A 16,645-nucleotide genomic window follows, 5' to 3' on the forward strand; every position below is an offset into this window, starting at 1 on the left:
GCTCAGCCGGGCGGCGTGATCTCCATGCGGAGTTGGTCAAAAGGACTGGCGGTCCGGCCGATCACAGCCGTTGAGACTTGGGCGTATAGTGTCGTCGTCGCCAGGCTGCGATGGCCCAGCAGCACCTGAATGATCCTTATGTCCGTGCCGGCTTCCAAAAGGTGGGTGGCGAAGCTGTGGCGAAGGGTGTGCACCGTCACCCGCTTCTCAACGCCCAGGAACTCGCAGGCTGCTCGACAGGCGATCCCTAAGGTGTGTGGGTGGATCGGGCCGCGGCCATCGCGCCGCGGAAACAGCCATCGCCCCGGCTTGGTCAACCGCCAATAGACGCGCAAAATCTCCAGCAGCTGCGGCGACAGCATCACATAGCGGTCCTTGCCGCCCTTGCCCTGCTCGATGCGAATGACCATCCGGCTGCTATCGATGTCTGTCACCTGCAGACGCGCCGCTCCGTGGCGCGTAAGCCCACCGCATAGGTGGTCATCGGAGCGACGCGGTTCCTCGTCCCCTTCACGGCCTGCAGAAAGCCGACCACCTCATCGGCGCTCAGCACGACCGGCAACTTGCGCGGCGTCCGGGCGTAAGCGATCCGCTCAGGCAGATCAGATCGACCCAGCGTCACGCCGTAGAAGAAACGCAAGGGGCAAACCGTCTGGTTCAACGCGCCCCACGAGACCCTTCGACCCACCAAGTGGGCCTGATAGGCGCGCACCTCTTCGTATCCCAGTTGATCGGGTGATCGTCCAAAAAATCGACTGAACTTCGCCACGTGATGCACGTAGGATCGCTGGGTCTCCGGTGACAAATTGCGGATCGTCAGATCTTCAATCATCCGCTGACGCAGAGGGCTTATCTGGGCCATCTGGGGTTCTCCTGTCTGAAAGGTTGGCTCGACACCAAATCTTCTCAGACAGGGACCTCCTCAGGCCAGACCCCGCGCATCAGCTACCGCGGCAGCGGTTTAGTTGTGTGCCCAGCATGTTCAACCGCTTGGGGGTGAAAGTCCCCTAGCCAACCTGATGGAGGTGAAGGCTTAGCAAAGCGCAAGGGCATTACCGCGAGGTGGTGTCTGAAGGAAGCGTGGAGCAAAACCGCGACCTGACGAACAGAAACCGGATATGAGGCATCCCTGGCCGGACGAGCGGGCAACGTGTCGCGAAGTCCATATCCATCAAAGGGCAGGGCTGTAGATCCGGCAGGTGCGCGGGGAAGGCGATTGAGCTTACCTGGGGAGGCCTGCGTCATGTTCCGACTTCGGAACTGAGGGAACCGCAAGGTGACCTGACCGTGATGCAGGAGTCAGCAGAGGGCGTAGTAGGTGATGCTGTCGGCAAGGCTAGTGAGGCACTCCAAGGCCGAAAGGCGGAGCAAATGGATAGGCCGAGCCGGAAACGATGACCGAAGGCCCGAACGATTGGAAGCGGCAAGTAGGACTGGCAACTCATGAGTGGAAAGCGGCAGAAGACCCAGTATTCACTGGCCCTGGAACCGAGGGACCGGGGTGAAGCCCCTGTCAGCGGTTACCAAGGGGCCGAACCACTCATGGCGAAGTCGGCACCCGAAAGCCCGGCTTGGACGGAACAGCTAATGGAGACGGTATGTAGCCGAGAGAATCTGGAAACAGCGTGGAAACGCGTTCGAAGTAACAAGGGTAGCCCAGGCGTGGATGGGATGACCATCGACGACGCCAAGGGCTACCTGCGTGAGCACTGGCCAAGCATCCGGTCTCGATTGCTTGAGGGAACCTATCAGCCGCAGCCGGTCAAGCGGGTCGAAATCCCCAAGCCGGACGGCGGGGTCAGAAAACTCGGCGTGCCTTGCGTCGTCGACAGACTGATCCAGCAAGCCCTGCTGCAGGTCCTCCAAGAGCAGTGGGACCCGACGTTCTCGGAGCACAGCTACGGCTTCCGCCCGGGACGCTCTGCCCATCAGGCAGTAGCCCAAGCGCAATGCTACATTGCCGAGGGTTACAGCTACGTGGTTGACCTCGACCTCGAAAGATTTTTCGACCGGGTTAATCATGATAGCCTGATGGCGCGCGTCGCCGCCAGGGTGTCCGATAAGCGTGCGCTCAAACTCATCCGTGCATTCCTCAATGCGGGGGTGATGGAGGACGGCCTGGTCCGTCCGGTGGACGAGGGGACCCCGCAAGGCGGCCCGCTCTCGCCCCTCCTAAGCAACCTCCTGCTCGACGATCTCGACAAGGAACTGACCCGACGTGGCCACCGTTTTTGCCGCTACGCCGACGACTGCAACATCTATGTTCGCAGCCGCCGCGCCGGCGAACGGGTCATGGCTTCCGTCAGCCGGTTCCTGACCAAGAAGCTGCGGCTGAAGGTCAACGAGGAAAAGAGCGCGGTGGCGCGACCGGAGGAGCGGAAGTTCCTGGGGTTCAGCATCTCGAATGACGGGAGCGAGCGGCGCATCGCGCCGAAGGCCCTCGACAAATTCAAGACGCTGATCCTGGACATGACACGTCGGACACGGGGGATCAGTCTGCCGCAGTTGATCAAAGAGCTGAAGCCATACCTCATCGGATGGCGCGGTTACTTCGGCTTCTGCCAGACCCCACGGGTGCTTACGAACTTGGAAGCGTGGATCCGCCGAAGACTACGCATGTATCTCTGGCGGCAATGGGGGAACGGGCACAACCGCTTCAAGGAACTGCGCCATCGTGGCGTCCCAAAGTTCAGTTCTGCGGCTGCCGCCGGTTCGCCGACGGGATTCTGGCGCATGTCAGGACACCCGGCGGTCCAACAGGCCCTGCGCAACCACTACTTCGAGTCTCTCGGCCTCCCTCGACTCCATGTCTCTGCCCAAGCTTAATCCGATCGAACCGCCGTGGTACGGACCCGTATGCCCGGTGGTGTGGGAGGGGCGGCGTCGCGAGGCGTCCCCCTATCCCGATCAATCAAAATTACCGCGATTCGGGAATCCCCTCCGATTCAATCCAATGACAGAACGCTCTAGCGCGGGTTCGCGGTTCGGGCGTGGCGGTTTCCTTGAGCAGGCGGCGGCTATCTGAAAACGCGATGGCACCGTCCAGAACATTATATTGGTGAACTCAACGCCAAGTGGCGCATACTTGGGAGGTAGCCAAACCGAACCGCAACCGCCCGTCAACGCCGTCCCAACAAAATCGAGCAAAGTGAAGTGCAGATCGAAGACGTCCTTATCGCGCCTGGCAACGGCGCATTTTTCTATGACGATCAGGAAGCCATTAGGTCTGGCGCAATCCAGGACGGCTTCATCTATGTCGGCGCACCGACAACGCCTGGGTTCAAGTCCATCCGCATTCCGGCATCTTCGCTCAGCGTCGGCCTCGTCCTTGCTGACGACACCGTTGTTTGGGGCGACATGATGAACGTCCAGTATTCTGGTGCTGGTGGACGCGATCCTCTGTTCAACATAAATCAAATCTCAAAATTAACGTCACGCGTTGTCGCACCGCGGCTTCTTGATGTCGATGCCTGTCATTTTCGTGATTCTTGCACAAAGCTTTTTGAACCCGTCGAACATCAGCGGTTACCTCTGGCTGTAGAGTATGGCGTTAGCCAAGCTCTTCTTCGCGCAGCCGCCCATCTTCAGCACAAGACGATGGCGGAGATCATATGTGCGGAGTTTGATCTGCCGCTACCGACGTGCCGCGTCCCGATTTACTGCCAGAGTGGTGACGCTCGCGAACTCAACGTGGACAAGATGATTCTGAAGGCGGTGGATGTGCTTCCCCACGGCCTAATCAATTCACGGGCAAAATTCGGCGTCGACGGCCAGAGCTTCATAGAGTTCGTCAAGTGGGTTGCAACGCGCACGCGCGAAATCGGCCGCTCGGGGTATCAGCCGGTGCTGCATTTTGATGTGTACGGCTGGATCGGCTTGGAAATCGGCCTGGAGCCGCAACGGATCGCCGACTTTATCTGCAGGGTTGCCGCTGCCGTTCCGGGTTTTACACTCAACATCGAGTGCCCGGCGGATTTTGGTTCCACACAGGCCCAAATTGATAACTACGCTCGAATTGTATCGATCCTGGATGACCGGGATTCCAGCGCGCGCATTGTCGTAGACGAGAGGTGCAACACGCTCGAGGATATTCGGCTCTTTGCCGAAGCCAAGGCCGCGCATCTCGTTCAAATCAAGACCCCGGATGTGGGTTCAATTGCCGACACGGCGCGCGCAGTTCTCATCTGCAAGGCGAATAAGGTAGGGGCGTATGTCGGGGGGAGCTGTACCGAAACAGATCTTTCCGCCCAAGCTTCTGTCCACGTATCGGTGGCAACCCAGGCGGACATGATGCTCGCAAAGCCTGGAATGGGTGTCGACGAGGGATTCTCCATCGTTGGGAACGAACAGAACCGATTGCTCGCGATGCTGAATCGCCGTCGGGCTCAGGTCGAAAAAATTGGATGAAAAGAACGGTGTCGCATGCAGAACTCTCTTGAGGGGATCACTGTCGTGGCCGTGGAACAGGCCGTGGCCGCGCCTTACGCATCGTCTCGCCTTGCGGACGCCGGCGCCCGTGTCATCAAGGTCGAAAGGCCCGAAGGGGACTTTGCCCGAAACTACGACAAGCTGGTGCGGGGACAGAGCGCCTACTTCGTCTGGCTCAACCGGGGTAAGGAGTCAGTTTGCCTGGACTTGAGGTCGGAGGCGGACCGTGATGTCCTGGAATCGCTCATCGCCGTTGCTGACGTCTTCATCCAGAACCTGAAGCCAGGCAGCATCGAAAAACTGGGTTTCGGGTCTGCGGATCTGCGTCGACGCTTTCCGCGGCTGATCACCTGCGACATCTCCGGTTTCGGGGAGAAGGGGCCGTATTCCCATTTGAAGGCGTATGATCTTATCGTCCAGGCCGAAACAGGTCTATGCGCGATCACCGGCACCCAACAAGGGCCAGCGCGTGTAGGGGTGTCGGTTTGCGACATCTCGGCGGGCATGACGGCACATAGCGCCATTCTTCAGGCGCTGTATCACCGCGAGGTCACCGGCGAGGGGGCTAGCATTCAGGTGTCACTGTTCGATGCCGTCGCCGACTGGATGAACGTACCGGTAATGCAACACGACTACAGCAGCTACCACACGGTACGCGCGGGCGTGAAACACCCGTCACTGGCGCCGTATGGCGCCTATCGCTGCGCCGATGGCAAAGAGGTCATCTTCTCCGTCCAGAATGACCGGGAATGGGTGAATTGCTGCGAGAAATTCCTTAGGCAGCCGGAGCTCACACGCGCACCTGGCTTTGCCGACAACATGGACCGCCTCGGTCACCGTGCGCAACTTGATGAGATCATTGAACGGCGGTTTTCCGAACTGTCCTGCCAGGAAGCAATGCAGGAGCTTGAGGCGGCCGGTCTGGCATATGGCCGATTGAACGAAGTGGCGGATATTTCAAAACATCCCCACGTTCGCAGGGTTGAGGTTGGCACACCTGAAGGAACTATAGAGACGATAGCGCCGGCGGCGATCTTCAACTCTGAGCGCCCTTCTCTGCGCCCGGTTCCGGCTCTCGGCGCCCATACGGAGACCGTCCGCGAGGAGGTTCTAGCGCGTTTGCGCATAAGGGCCGCGTCAGCGTGAGCACACCTCTTGTTGGTAAGGGTGCGCGCTCGCGATTTACAGAGAGCGTGTCTGCTCCCGGCCCCCAGTGCAGCGGCCGCCCAGCAAGCTCACTGTCACTGACCTGGCTAAAATCGACCACAGAGGCGACTCTATGATCAGGGACACCATTCCGGCCGTTGAAAGCGCGATGTCTGTACCCCGCTGGAGATCCTTGCTCTTCGTTCCCGCTCACGTTCCGCGCTTTGTGGAGACGGCTCATGACCGCGGTGCAGATGGCGTCATACTCGACCTCGAAGACTCGGTCCCGCGAGACCGGAAGCTTGAGGCACGGCGGCAACTTTCTGCATCCGTGGCAAAGGTGGGCCGCAAGGGTTCAGCAGTGCTGGTCCGGGTCAACCGGGGCTTACGCGCGCTGGCCGCAGATCTCGAGGCGGCGGTAGTTGCAGGCGTGGATGCGCTCGTCCTTCCCAAGGTGGAGTCGGGCGAGTGGGTGATGGAGGTCGCTAATGCGGTATCGAAACTTGAACACGAGAGAAATCTTCCGCTGGGATGCATCCGGTTTCTTGCCCAGATCGAAACCCCGGGTGCATTGCAAAACCTCGCGGCCATTGCGTCGGCGCATCCCAGGATGGTTGCAATGGCGCTTGGTCCTGAAGACTTCAGTGCTGCTGTTGGCGGTGCCCCCGAATTCGACCTGCTCTTGACGCCGAACCTTTCCGTTCTTTTTGCCGCCCGTGCGGCCGGGTTGCTCCCGCTGGGCTTCATAGGAAGTATCGGCGAGTTCTCGGACACTGATAAACTTCGTGAAGCCGCGGCGCATGCGCGGCGGCTTGGCTTTGCCGGAGCTTTGGCGATCCATCCGACACAGGTGGCGATATTTAATGAGGCTTTCTCGCCAAGCGCACAGGAACTCGAGTGGGCCCGTCGTGTCGTCGCGGCGGAAAACGAGGCCGCCACCCGTGGACTATCTGCATTCTCGTTTAACGGTAAGATGATTGATCCGCCAGTAGTTCGGCGCGCCCACGAGATCCTGGCTCTCGCCAGCAGTAACTGACCTGCCTTTAATCAGTGGCCGGACAGGCGCTGGGTTTCGAGACATGGCCCGTCTTGCCTGCCATCTCGTTTCGAGATAGATAAGAAGGCACCGGGGATCATGCTCCGGTTGGATTTGGTCATCGTGGACATCAGGCAGTTAAGATACTTTGTCGGCGTCGTCGAAGCCGGCAGTTTTACAAAGGCAGCTGCGACCCTCAACGTCGCTCAAAGCGCTCTAAGCCTGCATGTGCGTCAACTGGAGGAAGGATTCGGCACCCAGCTCCTCGTTCGCGATAGGACCGGTGTCAGCGTCACGGCGTCCGGAGACAAGCTGCTTGAGCGCGCGCGGATCATTCTGAAGGAAATTCAGCTCACCGAGGCCGAACTGACCAACACGGTGGCTGCTCCTTCGGGAGAGGTGACCATTGGCATTCCGTCCGGAGCCGCTCGCGTCCTTAGCGGTCCCCTGCTTGAGTCAGTAAGAAGCGAATTGCCGAGGATCTCACTTAAGATGATAGAGGGCATGACTGGACCGCTGGAGGAGTGGATGGCTGCTGGCCGCTTCAATCTGGCAGTCCTGTACCGCACTGCGGAGAGCGTGGGGCAAATGACGGTGCTGGCCCGCGAAGAGTTTTGCCTGGTGGTGCCTCCGGGTGAACCGCCTTTGGAAGATTCGATACCGCTCGCCGACCTGCATGCGTTTCCGCTGGCGGTTCCGATGCGCAATAACAATGTCCGGCGTTCGGTGGCTGATGTCGTTGCGCAACACGGTTGTGTGCTCGACGTAAGATTCGAAGTCGACTCCCTTTCTACGATCATCAATATGGTCATGGAGGGAAAGGCGTATTCTATTCTTACCCCGTCAGCCATTCAGAAAGAGGCGTCTCAAGGCCAACTCCGGACGGTTAAAATCATTGATCCAGTGATCACCCGTTCCGTTGTGCTTGCCGTCAACCCGAAAGATGAGCGCTCTCCAGCCGTTTCTGCGGTCCGCAAGCTGATCCCCAAGGTCGTCAGGACATTGATCGAGAGCAGGCACTGGTCGGCCACGGCTCCGGACCGGGCTTAGGCACATCGTTCGAACCAAGTCCAAGGGCTATTGCTCCTCCGCGACTGCCTGAACCGGGTCAATCTGTATTCGAGATGGTTTTGGTCGATATTCCATATTTGACCGGGCGTGACCATCGCGATGAACTGCAGAGATGCGAGCCTAGGTCCGGATATCGGCTGGTCTCGCACTGGCAGGAATTCAGTCAAGCGGAGCATGCGATGTCCAACGCCACGAGCTATCAGCTTTTCATCAACGGCAGGTGGCGAGCCGGAAGTGCCGGAATTACTCTGCCGGTGATCAACCCGGCGACAGCGAAGGTATTTGGCTCGGTGGCCGCGGCTTCAGCGCCGGACCTGGATGAGGCCCTTGCTTCGGCAGAGCGGAGCCGCAAGGCTTGGTCCGCACGGCCTGCAAAAGATCGTGGCGAGATCCTCGTAGCAGCCGCCAGGATCTTGGCAGCGAAGCTTGGAGCGGCAGCCAGAGACCTGTCGGTCGAACAGGGAAAGACAATTGCCGAAGCGACAGGTGAATATGCGCGCGCTGTCGAAACACTGGAGTGGAACGGCACCCACGCCGAAGAGCTGTCGGCCCCTATTCCGATGGGCCCGAACCGGATAATCGTCCCGGAGCCCCTTGGAGTCGTTGCTGCCTTTACGCCTTGGAACTACCCGGCCGTTCTCATCGCCCGCAAACTCGCCCCTGCTTTGGCGGCAGGCTGTCCGGTGATCCTAAAAGGGGCTGAAGAGACACCAAGCGCGGCTGTCCATTTCGTCGAAGCCTTGCGACAAGCGGGTATCCCGGACGGCGTGGTCAATCTCGTCTTCGGCGTGCCGGTGCAAATATCCCGGCATCTACTCAGTTCGCCGATCGTGAAGATCTTGACTTTCACGGGCTCTACCGAGGTTGGAAAACAGCTCGCCAAGCTTGCCGCGAATAACTTGCAGCGGTGCATTCTTGAACTCGGTGGGCACTCCCCGGTCGTAGTATGCGAGGATGCCCACCTGGCAAACGCCGTACCGGCAATTTCGGAATACAAGTTCGAGTGCGCGGGCCAGAGTTGCAACGCGCCCAGCAGAATCCTCGTCGCGCGGCCGCTCTATGAAGAGTTTCTGTCCCGGATGACCGCAGTCGCGCGCGAAATCAAGATCGGCCCACCGGACGATCCGGCGACGGAGATGGGACCGATGGCAAACGCGCGGCGAATCGAGGCCATGGAGCGTCTGGTCAAGGATGCGGTCGATCGCGGCGCCCGCATCGAAACCGGCGGCACCCGCCTCGACCAGCCGGGTTTTTACTGGCCACCGACCATCCTGACAGGGGTGCCAAAGGATGCGAAAGTGCTTCATGACGAGCCGTTCGGGCCGATCCTCATCGTGGCGCCGTTCGACACGATCGAGGAGGCGATCGAAGAAGCCAACGCCACCGAGTATGGCCTTGCCGCCTACTTCTTCACCGCCGCCGCCGATGCGAAACAGGCGCTGATTCGCGGTCTTTCGGCAGGCGCCCTCAGTGTAAATTACCTGAAAGGGGTTTCCGCAGATGCACCGTATGGAGGCGTTAAACAGAGCGGCTATGGATATGAGGGCGGCGAACAGGGTTTTCGGGGCTTCCAGAACCTAAAACTGGTCAACGGGTTCGGGTCATTCGGATGAGATTTCGTGAATAAAAAAACACGGACCATTGCCGGCAAGGATATCACAAAGAGCGTCGCCGACGCCCTTCAGTACATCTCGTACTACCATCCCCCCGACTACATCCGGTGCCTTTCGCAGGCATACGCGCGCGAACAGAGCCCGGCGGCGAAGAACGCCATCGGGCAGATTCTGCTGAACTCTCGCATGGCGGCCTTCGGGCGGCGCCCGATCTGTCAGGACACCGGCCTCGTGGTGGTCTTCGCAAAGGTCGGCATGGACGCCCGCATCAAATCAGCGGCCAGTTTCGCTGACCTCGTGAATGAGGGCGTCCGTCGGGCATATCTCGACCCGGACAACCCCCTTCGGGCATCGATCGTTGCCGATCCACTCGCCGGACGGTTCAACACCCGCGACAACACGCCGGCGGTCATCCACATCGAGCTCGTGCCCGGTAACCAGATTGAGATCACCATTGCCGCAAAAGGCGGCGGGTCGGAAAACAAGGCGCGTTTCACCACCCTGACCCCCAGCGCGTCCGTTGCCGACTGGGTGGTCGACACCGTTTCGACCCTTGGCAGCGGATGGTGCCCACCCGGCCTGATCTCCGTCGGCATAGGTGGTAGCGCTGAAAAGGCGATGCTGCTGGCCAAGGAGGCCATGAACGAGCCGATTGACATGTCGGAACTGCTTTCCAGGGGGGCTTCAAACGCGGAGGAGGAACTGCGGATCGAGCTTTATGAGCGAATTAACGCGCTCGGCATTGGCGCCCAGGGCCTTGGAGGTCTGACGACAGTGGTTGACGTCAAGGTTGCGACCTATCCTACACATGTGGCGTCCAAGCCTGTGGCACTTATCCCGCAATGCGCCGCTAACCGGCACTTGAAGTTTACCTTGGACGGCACAGGAGCGGTACAGCTCCAACCGCCCGATCTTTCCGAATGGCCCCAGATCGGTCATGAGGACTTGCATACAACCGGCGTCCGTCGGGTCAATCTCGATGCGCTCACGAAGGAACAGACGGCATCGTGGCGCTGCGGGGAAACCCTTCTTTTGTCCGGAAAGATGTTGACGGGCCGTGACGCCGCCCACCAGCGAATGGTCGACCTGATCGATGCCGGCAAGCCGCTCCCGGTCGATCTGCGGGGACGCGTGATCTACTACGTCGGACCAGTCCGCGCGGTGAGGGATGAGGTCGTCGGGCCTGCTGGCCCAACAACCGCCAGCCGGATGGACGCTTTTGCTGAAAAGATCCTCGCCGAGACCGGGCTCTTCGCGATGCTGGGTAAGGCGGAGAGGGGACCGGCGGCCATCGAGTCGATTGTCAGACACAAGACACCCTATCTCATCGCGGTGGGTGGCGCTGCGTACCTGATTTCAAAATCTATCAAAGCGGCGCGGCTGGTTGGCTTTGAAGACCTGGGCATGGAAGCCATCTATGAATTCGAGGTGCATGACATGCCGGTCATCATGGCTGTCGATGTCGAGGGAAATTCCATTCACAATTCCGGACCGCTTGAGTGGCGTAAGCGCATGGCGGCCGACAGCATCGCACGCAACATCGGCGTTTGACTCTTCCGGCTGGGTGATCCGGCCAGCCTCCACGTCGCGCATCGGACTGGGCGCCGGACTGTGGACCGTAGCGGTGACACGAGTGGCTTTTGCGTGCCCGGGCTCCGTCGGCGAGCCAATAAACAAGGCCTTCAAGGCATGTCGAAGCCAAATGCCGATGTAAACACTGCATCTGACTATGCCGTCCATGCGGTCGATGCTTGGATCCTGTTTCAGGGGCGTCGATCAGGTAAAGCATCGGAGATTCACAAAATGCCCTATCATTTACGACGAGGTCTCCGCCGAACGGCGCTTATACCTCTCCAGCTGCGTCACCGCCCCGTTAGGCGGCGGGGCGATAGCCAACGGCTTCTACAGCCATTGCGGGCCGAGATTGGATGCCGTCCACTACATTCGGTCGCTTCAATTAATGATAGAAGTGGTTGGCACTAATTGCGCTGGCGACCACGGCTTGAGAGCAAAGGTCATGAAGTCGAAACCCGACACTGTGCGACTAGACACCTGGGACGTCCGGATTCTCTCAGAGATTCAAGTAGACGGTCGGATTTCGAAAAGCGAGCTCGCAAAGCGTGTTCACCTTTCGGCTTCGGCCTGTTCGGAGCGGCTCCGTGTGCTTCAAGCCGCAGGGATCATTGAGGGGTTCTATGCGCGATTAAGTCCAGCCCTCGTCGGGGGCATTGTTTTTGTGATGGTCGAGGTGGTGTTGGATCGCCACCGTCTCGAGGACCAACGACACTTCGAGGCTGTGATCCAAGACTTCCCGGAAATCCTTGACTGCTGGGCTATCGGGGGGCGAATCGATTATCTGATGCGCGTTTCGTCTCCTTCTATGGCTGCGTATCAGGATTTCATGGAGGGACTGCTGCAGGCAGGCTTGGGTATCGATCAATACTACAGCCTTGTCGTGACAAAACCAGTGAAATCCAATTCACCGATCCCCTTGTCCGCACTACGACAACGCTAAACTCCCGAAGCCTTGGTTTCCACGGCGATTGGTGCCGATTCCGCGAATTCGTCGGCAAGAGACGTGCATTCCCGCGAAATTCGTGAGCTGTTTGCCGGTATGCTGACTGCTGGGGAGTCGGCTGAGTGTCCTCCGCCGACTAATCGCGAGGAGAGAAACGATGAGCTTGAGCAATCTGGGAACCGAGCAACTCCGGGAGAAGGATCGAAGCTTCGTCTTCCATCCGTCCACGCACTTGGCCAAGCACAGTCGCGGCGAAACGCCAAACCGGATTATGGTCGGTGCAGAAGGCGTCTACATCTGGGATACGGAGGGTCGGAAAAGTCTCGACGGTTTCGGCGGGCTCTATTGCGTCAATATGGGATATGGATGCACGGAGATTGCCGAGGCTATCGCCCGGCAAGCGCACGAGTTGCCGTTTGCCCATGTCTATGCGAGCCAAGGCACCGAGCCAGTCGCCCTCTTGGCAGAGGCCGTGGTCGAATATTTCGGTCAGAACATGCGAAGGGTCTATTTCGGCCTTTCCGGTTCCGACGCCAACGAAACCAACATCAAGCTGGTCTGGTACTACAACAATATCCTCGGCCGCCCTGAAAGGAAGAAGATCATCTCGCGGCATCGCGGATATCACGGGTCCGGGCTGGTCACCGGTAGCCTGACAGGCCTTCCCTTTTTTCACGATTTCTTCGACCTGCCTCTGAATTTGGTGCGCCATACGACGGCGCCCCACCATTACCGCCAGACGCTTGATGGCGAAAGCGAGGAAGCGTTCTCCAGGCGCTGTGCCAACGAACTTGAAACTCTCATCCTCGCTGAAGGCCCGGAGACGGTTGCAGCTTTCATCGGAGAGCCGGTACTTGGGACCGGGGGCATCGTTCCACCCCCAAAGGGATACTGGACCGCAATTCAAGGCGTGCTCGACAAGTACGATATCCTACTTATCGCCGATGAAGTGGTCTGCGGCTTTGCTCGAACCGGTGAGAAATTCGGTTCCCACCTCTATGGCATGCGTCCGGATTTCGTGACCATCGCCAAGGGCTTGAGTTCCGCCTACCTCCCCATCTCCGGGTCAATTATCGGCGACCGCGTCTGGTCGGTCTTGGAACAAGGAACGGAGAAACACGGCCCACTCGGCCATGGCTGGACATATTCCGGTCACACGCTTTGCGCGGCGGCCGCGCTTGCCAATATTAAATTGCTAAAGGAAAGAAACATCTTGGAACATGTTCGGGATGTCGGACCGTACTGGCATGCCCGCATGAAAGCCGAACTGGAGGGACATCCGATTGTTGGCGAGGTTCGCGGCGTCGGCATTCTATCCGCCGTGGAGCTGATGCGGGACCCTAAAGGGCGAGTACCATTTGAACCCGGACTTCAGGTCGGCGTGCGCGCCGCCGCTGCCCTGTTTGAGAATGGTGTCATCGGCCGGGCCATGCCGCACGGCGATATTCTCGGCTATGCCCCACCTCTGATCATTACCCGAAAAGAGATCGACATCATCGTCGATGCGACTGCGAAATCGGTCGATACGACCTATCGCGCGCTGAAGGCCGAGGGCGCGGTATGATCTGACCTGACGGATGAACGCCCTGCATTTGGATCGACCAGGATATCCCGTCCAGGAACAAGACCCCTATGGCGTCATGAACTGGCGCCGCCCGAAGCGACCCGCGTCGCTTTTACGGCAGTTTGCATCAAGGGTGTGCGGAGGCGATGCCGCAAAATGCGACGCCAATCTCGAAACGCAGTACCGCCTTCGCGATCGAGATGGTGACGACCATAGAATGTCAGCCTGCTGCAAAAATCATAAAGGAGACGCTCTCCCGACCGCCGCTTGATAAGTGACCAACCGTGAGGCTGAGCTTCTCATGCGAGATTGGTCTCCAGAGGCCCGCAATATCGCCCTCCCAAGGCGCACCGGCCCGGCAGCGAGCTCAGTCTCCTGCCGGGCAGAGCCGTCTGCGCTCCGTTGTGTGCGGCCAGAGGCCGTGGGCGAACTCACTGCAGTTTAGCTATGCAAGACGTTTTTCATAGATTTGTCGAGCAAATCGCATACAGCGCTGACACGACGGACCTGCGCAACGCATTGGCGGAGATTGCCTCTTCGCTCGATTTGCCGTCTTTCGCCTATCTTTTCCCTTCGCCTGGCGTGGGCCGCAAGGTAGACCTGATTTCCACCTATCCTCAAGCCTGGACATCTCACTACCTTCACAGTCAGTATGAAAAGATGGACCCGGTGATCCATCAGGCGCGTGGTACTCAGGAACCATTCAACTGGGATGCGCACGGCGCTGATCTCAAACGCGACGCAGCAGCGACAATTGATGGATGCGGCGACGCAATTCGGCATTCACTGCGGCTTCACGATCCCGATCCATGACAGCGGCGGCCTGTTTGCAGCACTGACCTTCGCCTCCGATGAAAGGCAACCACTGTTCTTCCGTGTGATCGATCGATATGAACGCGCGCTCGAGCTCATCGCGATCTTCTTCCATTTCCATGCCTGTCGGAAGCTGAGCGACGGCAGGATCATAGATGGCATTGTCCTCTCCCGAAGGGAAATCGAGTGTCTGAAGTGGGCGGCTCGCGGCAAAACGGCGTGGGAGATCGGCCGCATCCTGGGGATCAGTCGGCGCACCGCGGCCTATCATCGTGACAACGCCAGGAAGAAGCTTGGCGCGCCGACAACTATTCAGGCCGCCGTTCGGCTGGCACTATCCAGGCCATCGGACGTCACTTGACCTCCCAAACCTGTGCACATGCACAGGTTGCGTATTCCGACGAAGCCGGCCATCGATTCCGATTTGAAGCCGGCCGGTCATTCCGATTTCAATCCGGCCGGTGTTCCGATTTGAAGCCGGCCATTTTTCGGACTGATCCTGGGTCTCGTTGATGTTTGGATTGGGTTTCGTTTCAGGTCAAGCTTGAGCTGTTTCAGACGCTCTTGGCGAGCGCTGTTTTCGCATGCTTTCACCGGTGAGATCGATGCGATAGGCGTTGTGAACGAGGCGGTCCAGGATGGCATCGGCCAGAGTTGGGTTTGCAATGATCTCGTACCAGCGATCCAGAGGCAGCTGACTGGTGACGATTGTCGATCGGCGTTCGTAGCGGTCTTCAATGATCTCAAGCACATCACGCCGCTGGTCATCATTGAGTTTTTCCGGTCCCCAGTCATCGAGAATGAGAAGGTCGGTTTTGGCAAGTTGCTTGAGGATCCGGCCATAACGTCCGTCGCCTCTGGCAAGGGCAAGAGTTGCAAACAGCCTGGGAACGCGGTGATAGGCGACGGAGAAGTCTTCGCGGCAGGCCTTGTGGCCGAGAGCGCAGGCCAGCCAGCTCTTGCCCACGCCCGCCGGCCCGGTGATGAGAAGACTGTGATGCTTTCTGATCCAGTCGCAGCCGGCGAGCGCCATGAACAGATTGCGGTCAAGACCGCGTGCGGCACGGAAGTCGGCATTCTCGATCTGTGCGTCATGGCGCAGCTTTGCAGCCCTGGCGCGGGCTTCGAAACGCTTCTGGCGGCGCATGGTAGCCTCGCGCTCAAGCAGCATGGCAAGCCATTCGCCATGCTCGAGGCCGCGTGCTTCGGATTGTGCGTCGAGCTCCTGGAAGGCGGTGGCCATGCCATGAAGGCCGAGTTCGCGCAGCATGTCGATGGTGGGATGGATAAGCATTGGTGTGTCTCCTCAATGAAAGTAATCAGGGCCACGCAGATTGGCGTGATCGACGATGGCGGTCGGTTCGGTGGAATGCCTTGCGGCCTTGTGATTGGCGATAAGCGAGGCAATGCTCTTGCAGTTCAGGCCACCGATCTCGACAGCGCGGGCTGACACAGCTTCGGCGCGATCGCGTGTGACATCGCGAAACAGGCGCAGGACACCCAGGCATGTTCGAAAGCCTTGTTCAGGATGTGGGCGGCTGGCGAGGATTGCGACAATCAAGCCTTCCGTCTCGGGGCCGACGGATGCGGCCCAGCGACGGAAGCGATCTGGCGTCCACTCGGCATAGCGCCGGTGGGAGCTGGGCATGTGATCCGGATCGGTTCCATGGCGAGGACCGCCATAGCGGCGCTGATGCACCGCGACGCGCTTGCCGCGGTGGAAGATCTCGATGGTGCGTGCCGTTGCTCTCAGATCGACCTGCTGGCGAATGAGGCTGTGCGGCACGGAATAAAAGAAGGTCTTGAACTCGACGTGGTAATCCGTCGAGACGCGGGCCAAACGCCATTCGGCAAACTCGTAATCCTCCAGTGGAAGACTGGCCAAAGCCGGGCGCTCGACACTCTCGAACAGCTGCCGGCGACTGACGCCCAGCCGGCGCATGACGTGATCATTGATGCGATCGAGTGCCTGGCGAATGGCGGCATTGGCCTCGGCCAGCGAGAAGAAGGTCTGATTGCGCATCCGCCCCAGAATGCATGATTGGGCGAAGCGGACGCCGTTCTCGACTTTGGATTTGGATAAAGCCGTCAACTGCAGCCCGTGTGGGGACGACCGGCCTCACGGTCCGCATTACTCACCCATTCCACCCGCTTAAAGGCCAGAGCTTCGAGATGATCAGCCGCAGCCCGCATTGGGGCGAGGACCGGGTGATTTACCGGGCGGCGGACGGGAGCTTACCCACGATTGCCGCCGCAATGACGGACATGGAGCAGCCTGACGCATTCCGGCGCGTCGCCGCCGGGCGCGCGGCCTTCCGGACATCCGACCTATTGGATCTGCTGACGCTGCTGGATCGGATCTCTGCGCCGGCGGAGGCGGAGGATGCGTAAGGTTAAATACGCCGCTTGTGTAAGGCAAATTACGCCGCACCGCTTGCTTGCGCACCGGAGCTATG

The 16,645-nt window shown here is 59.4% G+C and carries 12 protein-coding genes and 2 pseudogenes; 11 read left to right on the top strand and 3 right to left on the bottom strand.

Annotated elements, in window-relative coordinates; all coding sequences use genetic code 11:
• Positions 1 to 2: 2 nt before the first annotated feature.
• Positions 3 to 862, bottom strand: a pseudogene (locus NKH80_RS27705) (site-specific integrase).
• 725 nt (positions 863 to 1,587) lie between these two features.
• Here NKH80_RS27705 and ltrA point away from each other — a divergent pair.
• From ltrA to NKH80_RS30175, 10 genes and pseudogenes are all read left to right on the top strand, one after another.
• Positions 1,588 to 2,826 (top strand): group II intron reverse transcriptase/maturase, encoded by a 1,239-nt coding sequence (gene ltrA / locus NKH80_RS27710; RefSeq protein WP_352775746.1) that lies wholly within the window; start codon positions 1,588 to 1,590, stop codon positions 2,824 to 2,826.
• A gap of 327 nt (positions 2,827 to 3,153) precedes the next feature.
• Positions 3,154 to 4,407: a methylaspartate ammonia-lyase gene (locus NKH80_RS27715; protein WP_352994896.1), complete on the top strand. Its 1,254-nt coding sequence runs from the start codon at positions 3,154 to 3,156 to the stop codon at positions 4,405 to 4,407.
• 15 nt (positions 4,408 to 4,422) lie between these two features.
• Positions 4,423 to 5,574: a CaiB/BaiF CoA transferase family protein gene (locus tag NKH80_RS27720; protein WP_352994898.1), complete on the top strand. Its 1,152-nt coding sequence runs from the start codon at positions 4,423 to 4,425 to the stop codon at positions 5,572 to 5,574.
• 133 nt (positions 5,575 to 5,707) lie between these two features.
• A complete protein-coding gene (locus NKH80_RS27725) occupies positions 5,708 to 6,610 on the top strand; it encodes an HpcH/HpaI aldolase/citrate lyase family protein (protein WP_352994901.1) in 903 nt (300 codons plus the stop codon).
• A gap of 123 nt (positions 6,611 to 6,733) precedes the next feature.
• Positions 6,734 to 7,660, top strand: a complete 927-nt coding sequence (locus NKH80_RS27730) for a LysR family transcriptional regulator (RefSeq protein WP_352994958.1) — start codon at positions 6,734 to 6,736, stop codon at positions 7,658 to 7,660.
• Positions 7,661 to 7,860: 200 nt separating this feature from the next.
• On the top strand, positions 7,861 to 9,294 hold the full coding sequence (locus tag NKH80_RS27735; RefSeq protein WP_352994903.1) for an aldehyde dehydrogenase family protein: 1,434 nt from the start codon (positions 7,861 to 7,863) through the stop codon (positions 9,292 to 9,294).
• A 6-nt stretch (positions 9,295 to 9,300) separates the two neighbouring features.
• Positions 9,301 to 10,845, top strand: a complete 1,545-nt coding sequence (locus NKH80_RS27740) for a fumarate hydratase (protein WP_352994905.1) — start codon at positions 9,301 to 9,303, stop codon at positions 10,843 to 10,845.
• 466 nt (positions 10,846 to 11,311) lie between these two features.
• The gene (locus tag NKH80_RS27745) at positions 11,312 to 11,809 is read left to right on the top strand and encodes an Lrp/AsnC family transcriptional regulator (RefSeq protein WP_352994907.1); all 498 of its coding nucleotides are present in this window, start codon (positions 11,312 to 11,314) and stop codon (positions 11,807 to 11,809) included.
• 160 nt (positions 11,810 to 11,969) lie between these two features.
• Entirely contained in the window at positions 11,970 to 13,376 is a 1,407-nt protein-coding gene (locus NKH80_RS27750; protein WP_352994909.1) for an aminotransferase, read from the top strand.
• A gap of 447 nt (positions 13,377 to 13,823) precedes the next feature.
• Positions 13,824 to 14,550: pseudogene (locus tag NKH80_RS30175) on the top strand (helix-turn-helix transcriptional regulator).
• Positions 14,551 to 14,727: 177 nt separating this feature from the next.
• On the opposite strand, the gene istB reads toward NKH80_RS30175, so the two are convergent.
• Both istB and NKH80_RS27770 read right to left on the bottom strand, forming a co-directional pair.
• Positions 14,728 to 15,483 carry an IS21-like element helper ATPase IstB gene (gene istB, locus NKH80_RS27765; protein ID WP_125007203.1) on the bottom strand — a complete coding sequence of 252 codons (756 nt, stop codon included), beginning with the start codon at positions 15,481 to 15,483 and terminating at the stop codon, positions 14,728 to 14,730.
• A gap of 12 nt (positions 15,484 to 15,495) precedes the next feature.
• On the bottom strand, positions 15,496 to 16,212 hold the full coding sequence (locus NKH80_RS27770) for a Mu transposase domain-containing protein (protein ID WP_352906081.1): 717 nt from the start codon (positions 16,210 to 16,212) through the stop codon (positions 15,496 to 15,498).
• A 14-nt stretch (positions 16,213 to 16,226) separates the two neighbouring features.
• On the opposite strand from NKH80_RS27770, the gene NKH80_RS27775 reads away from it, so the two are divergent.
• Positions 16,227 to 16,580, top strand: a complete 354-nt coding sequence (locus NKH80_RS27775; protein ID WP_352994919.1) for a DUF5372 family protein — start codon at positions 16,227 to 16,229, stop codon at positions 16,578 to 16,580.
• The last annotated feature ends 65 nt before the right edge of the window (positions 16,581 to 16,645 follow it).

It is taken from the genome of Mesorhizobium sp. M0904, from assembly GCF_040319475.1.
GTDB lineage: Bacteria > Pseudomonadota > Alphaproteobacteria > Rhizobiales > Rhizobiaceae > Mesorhizobium.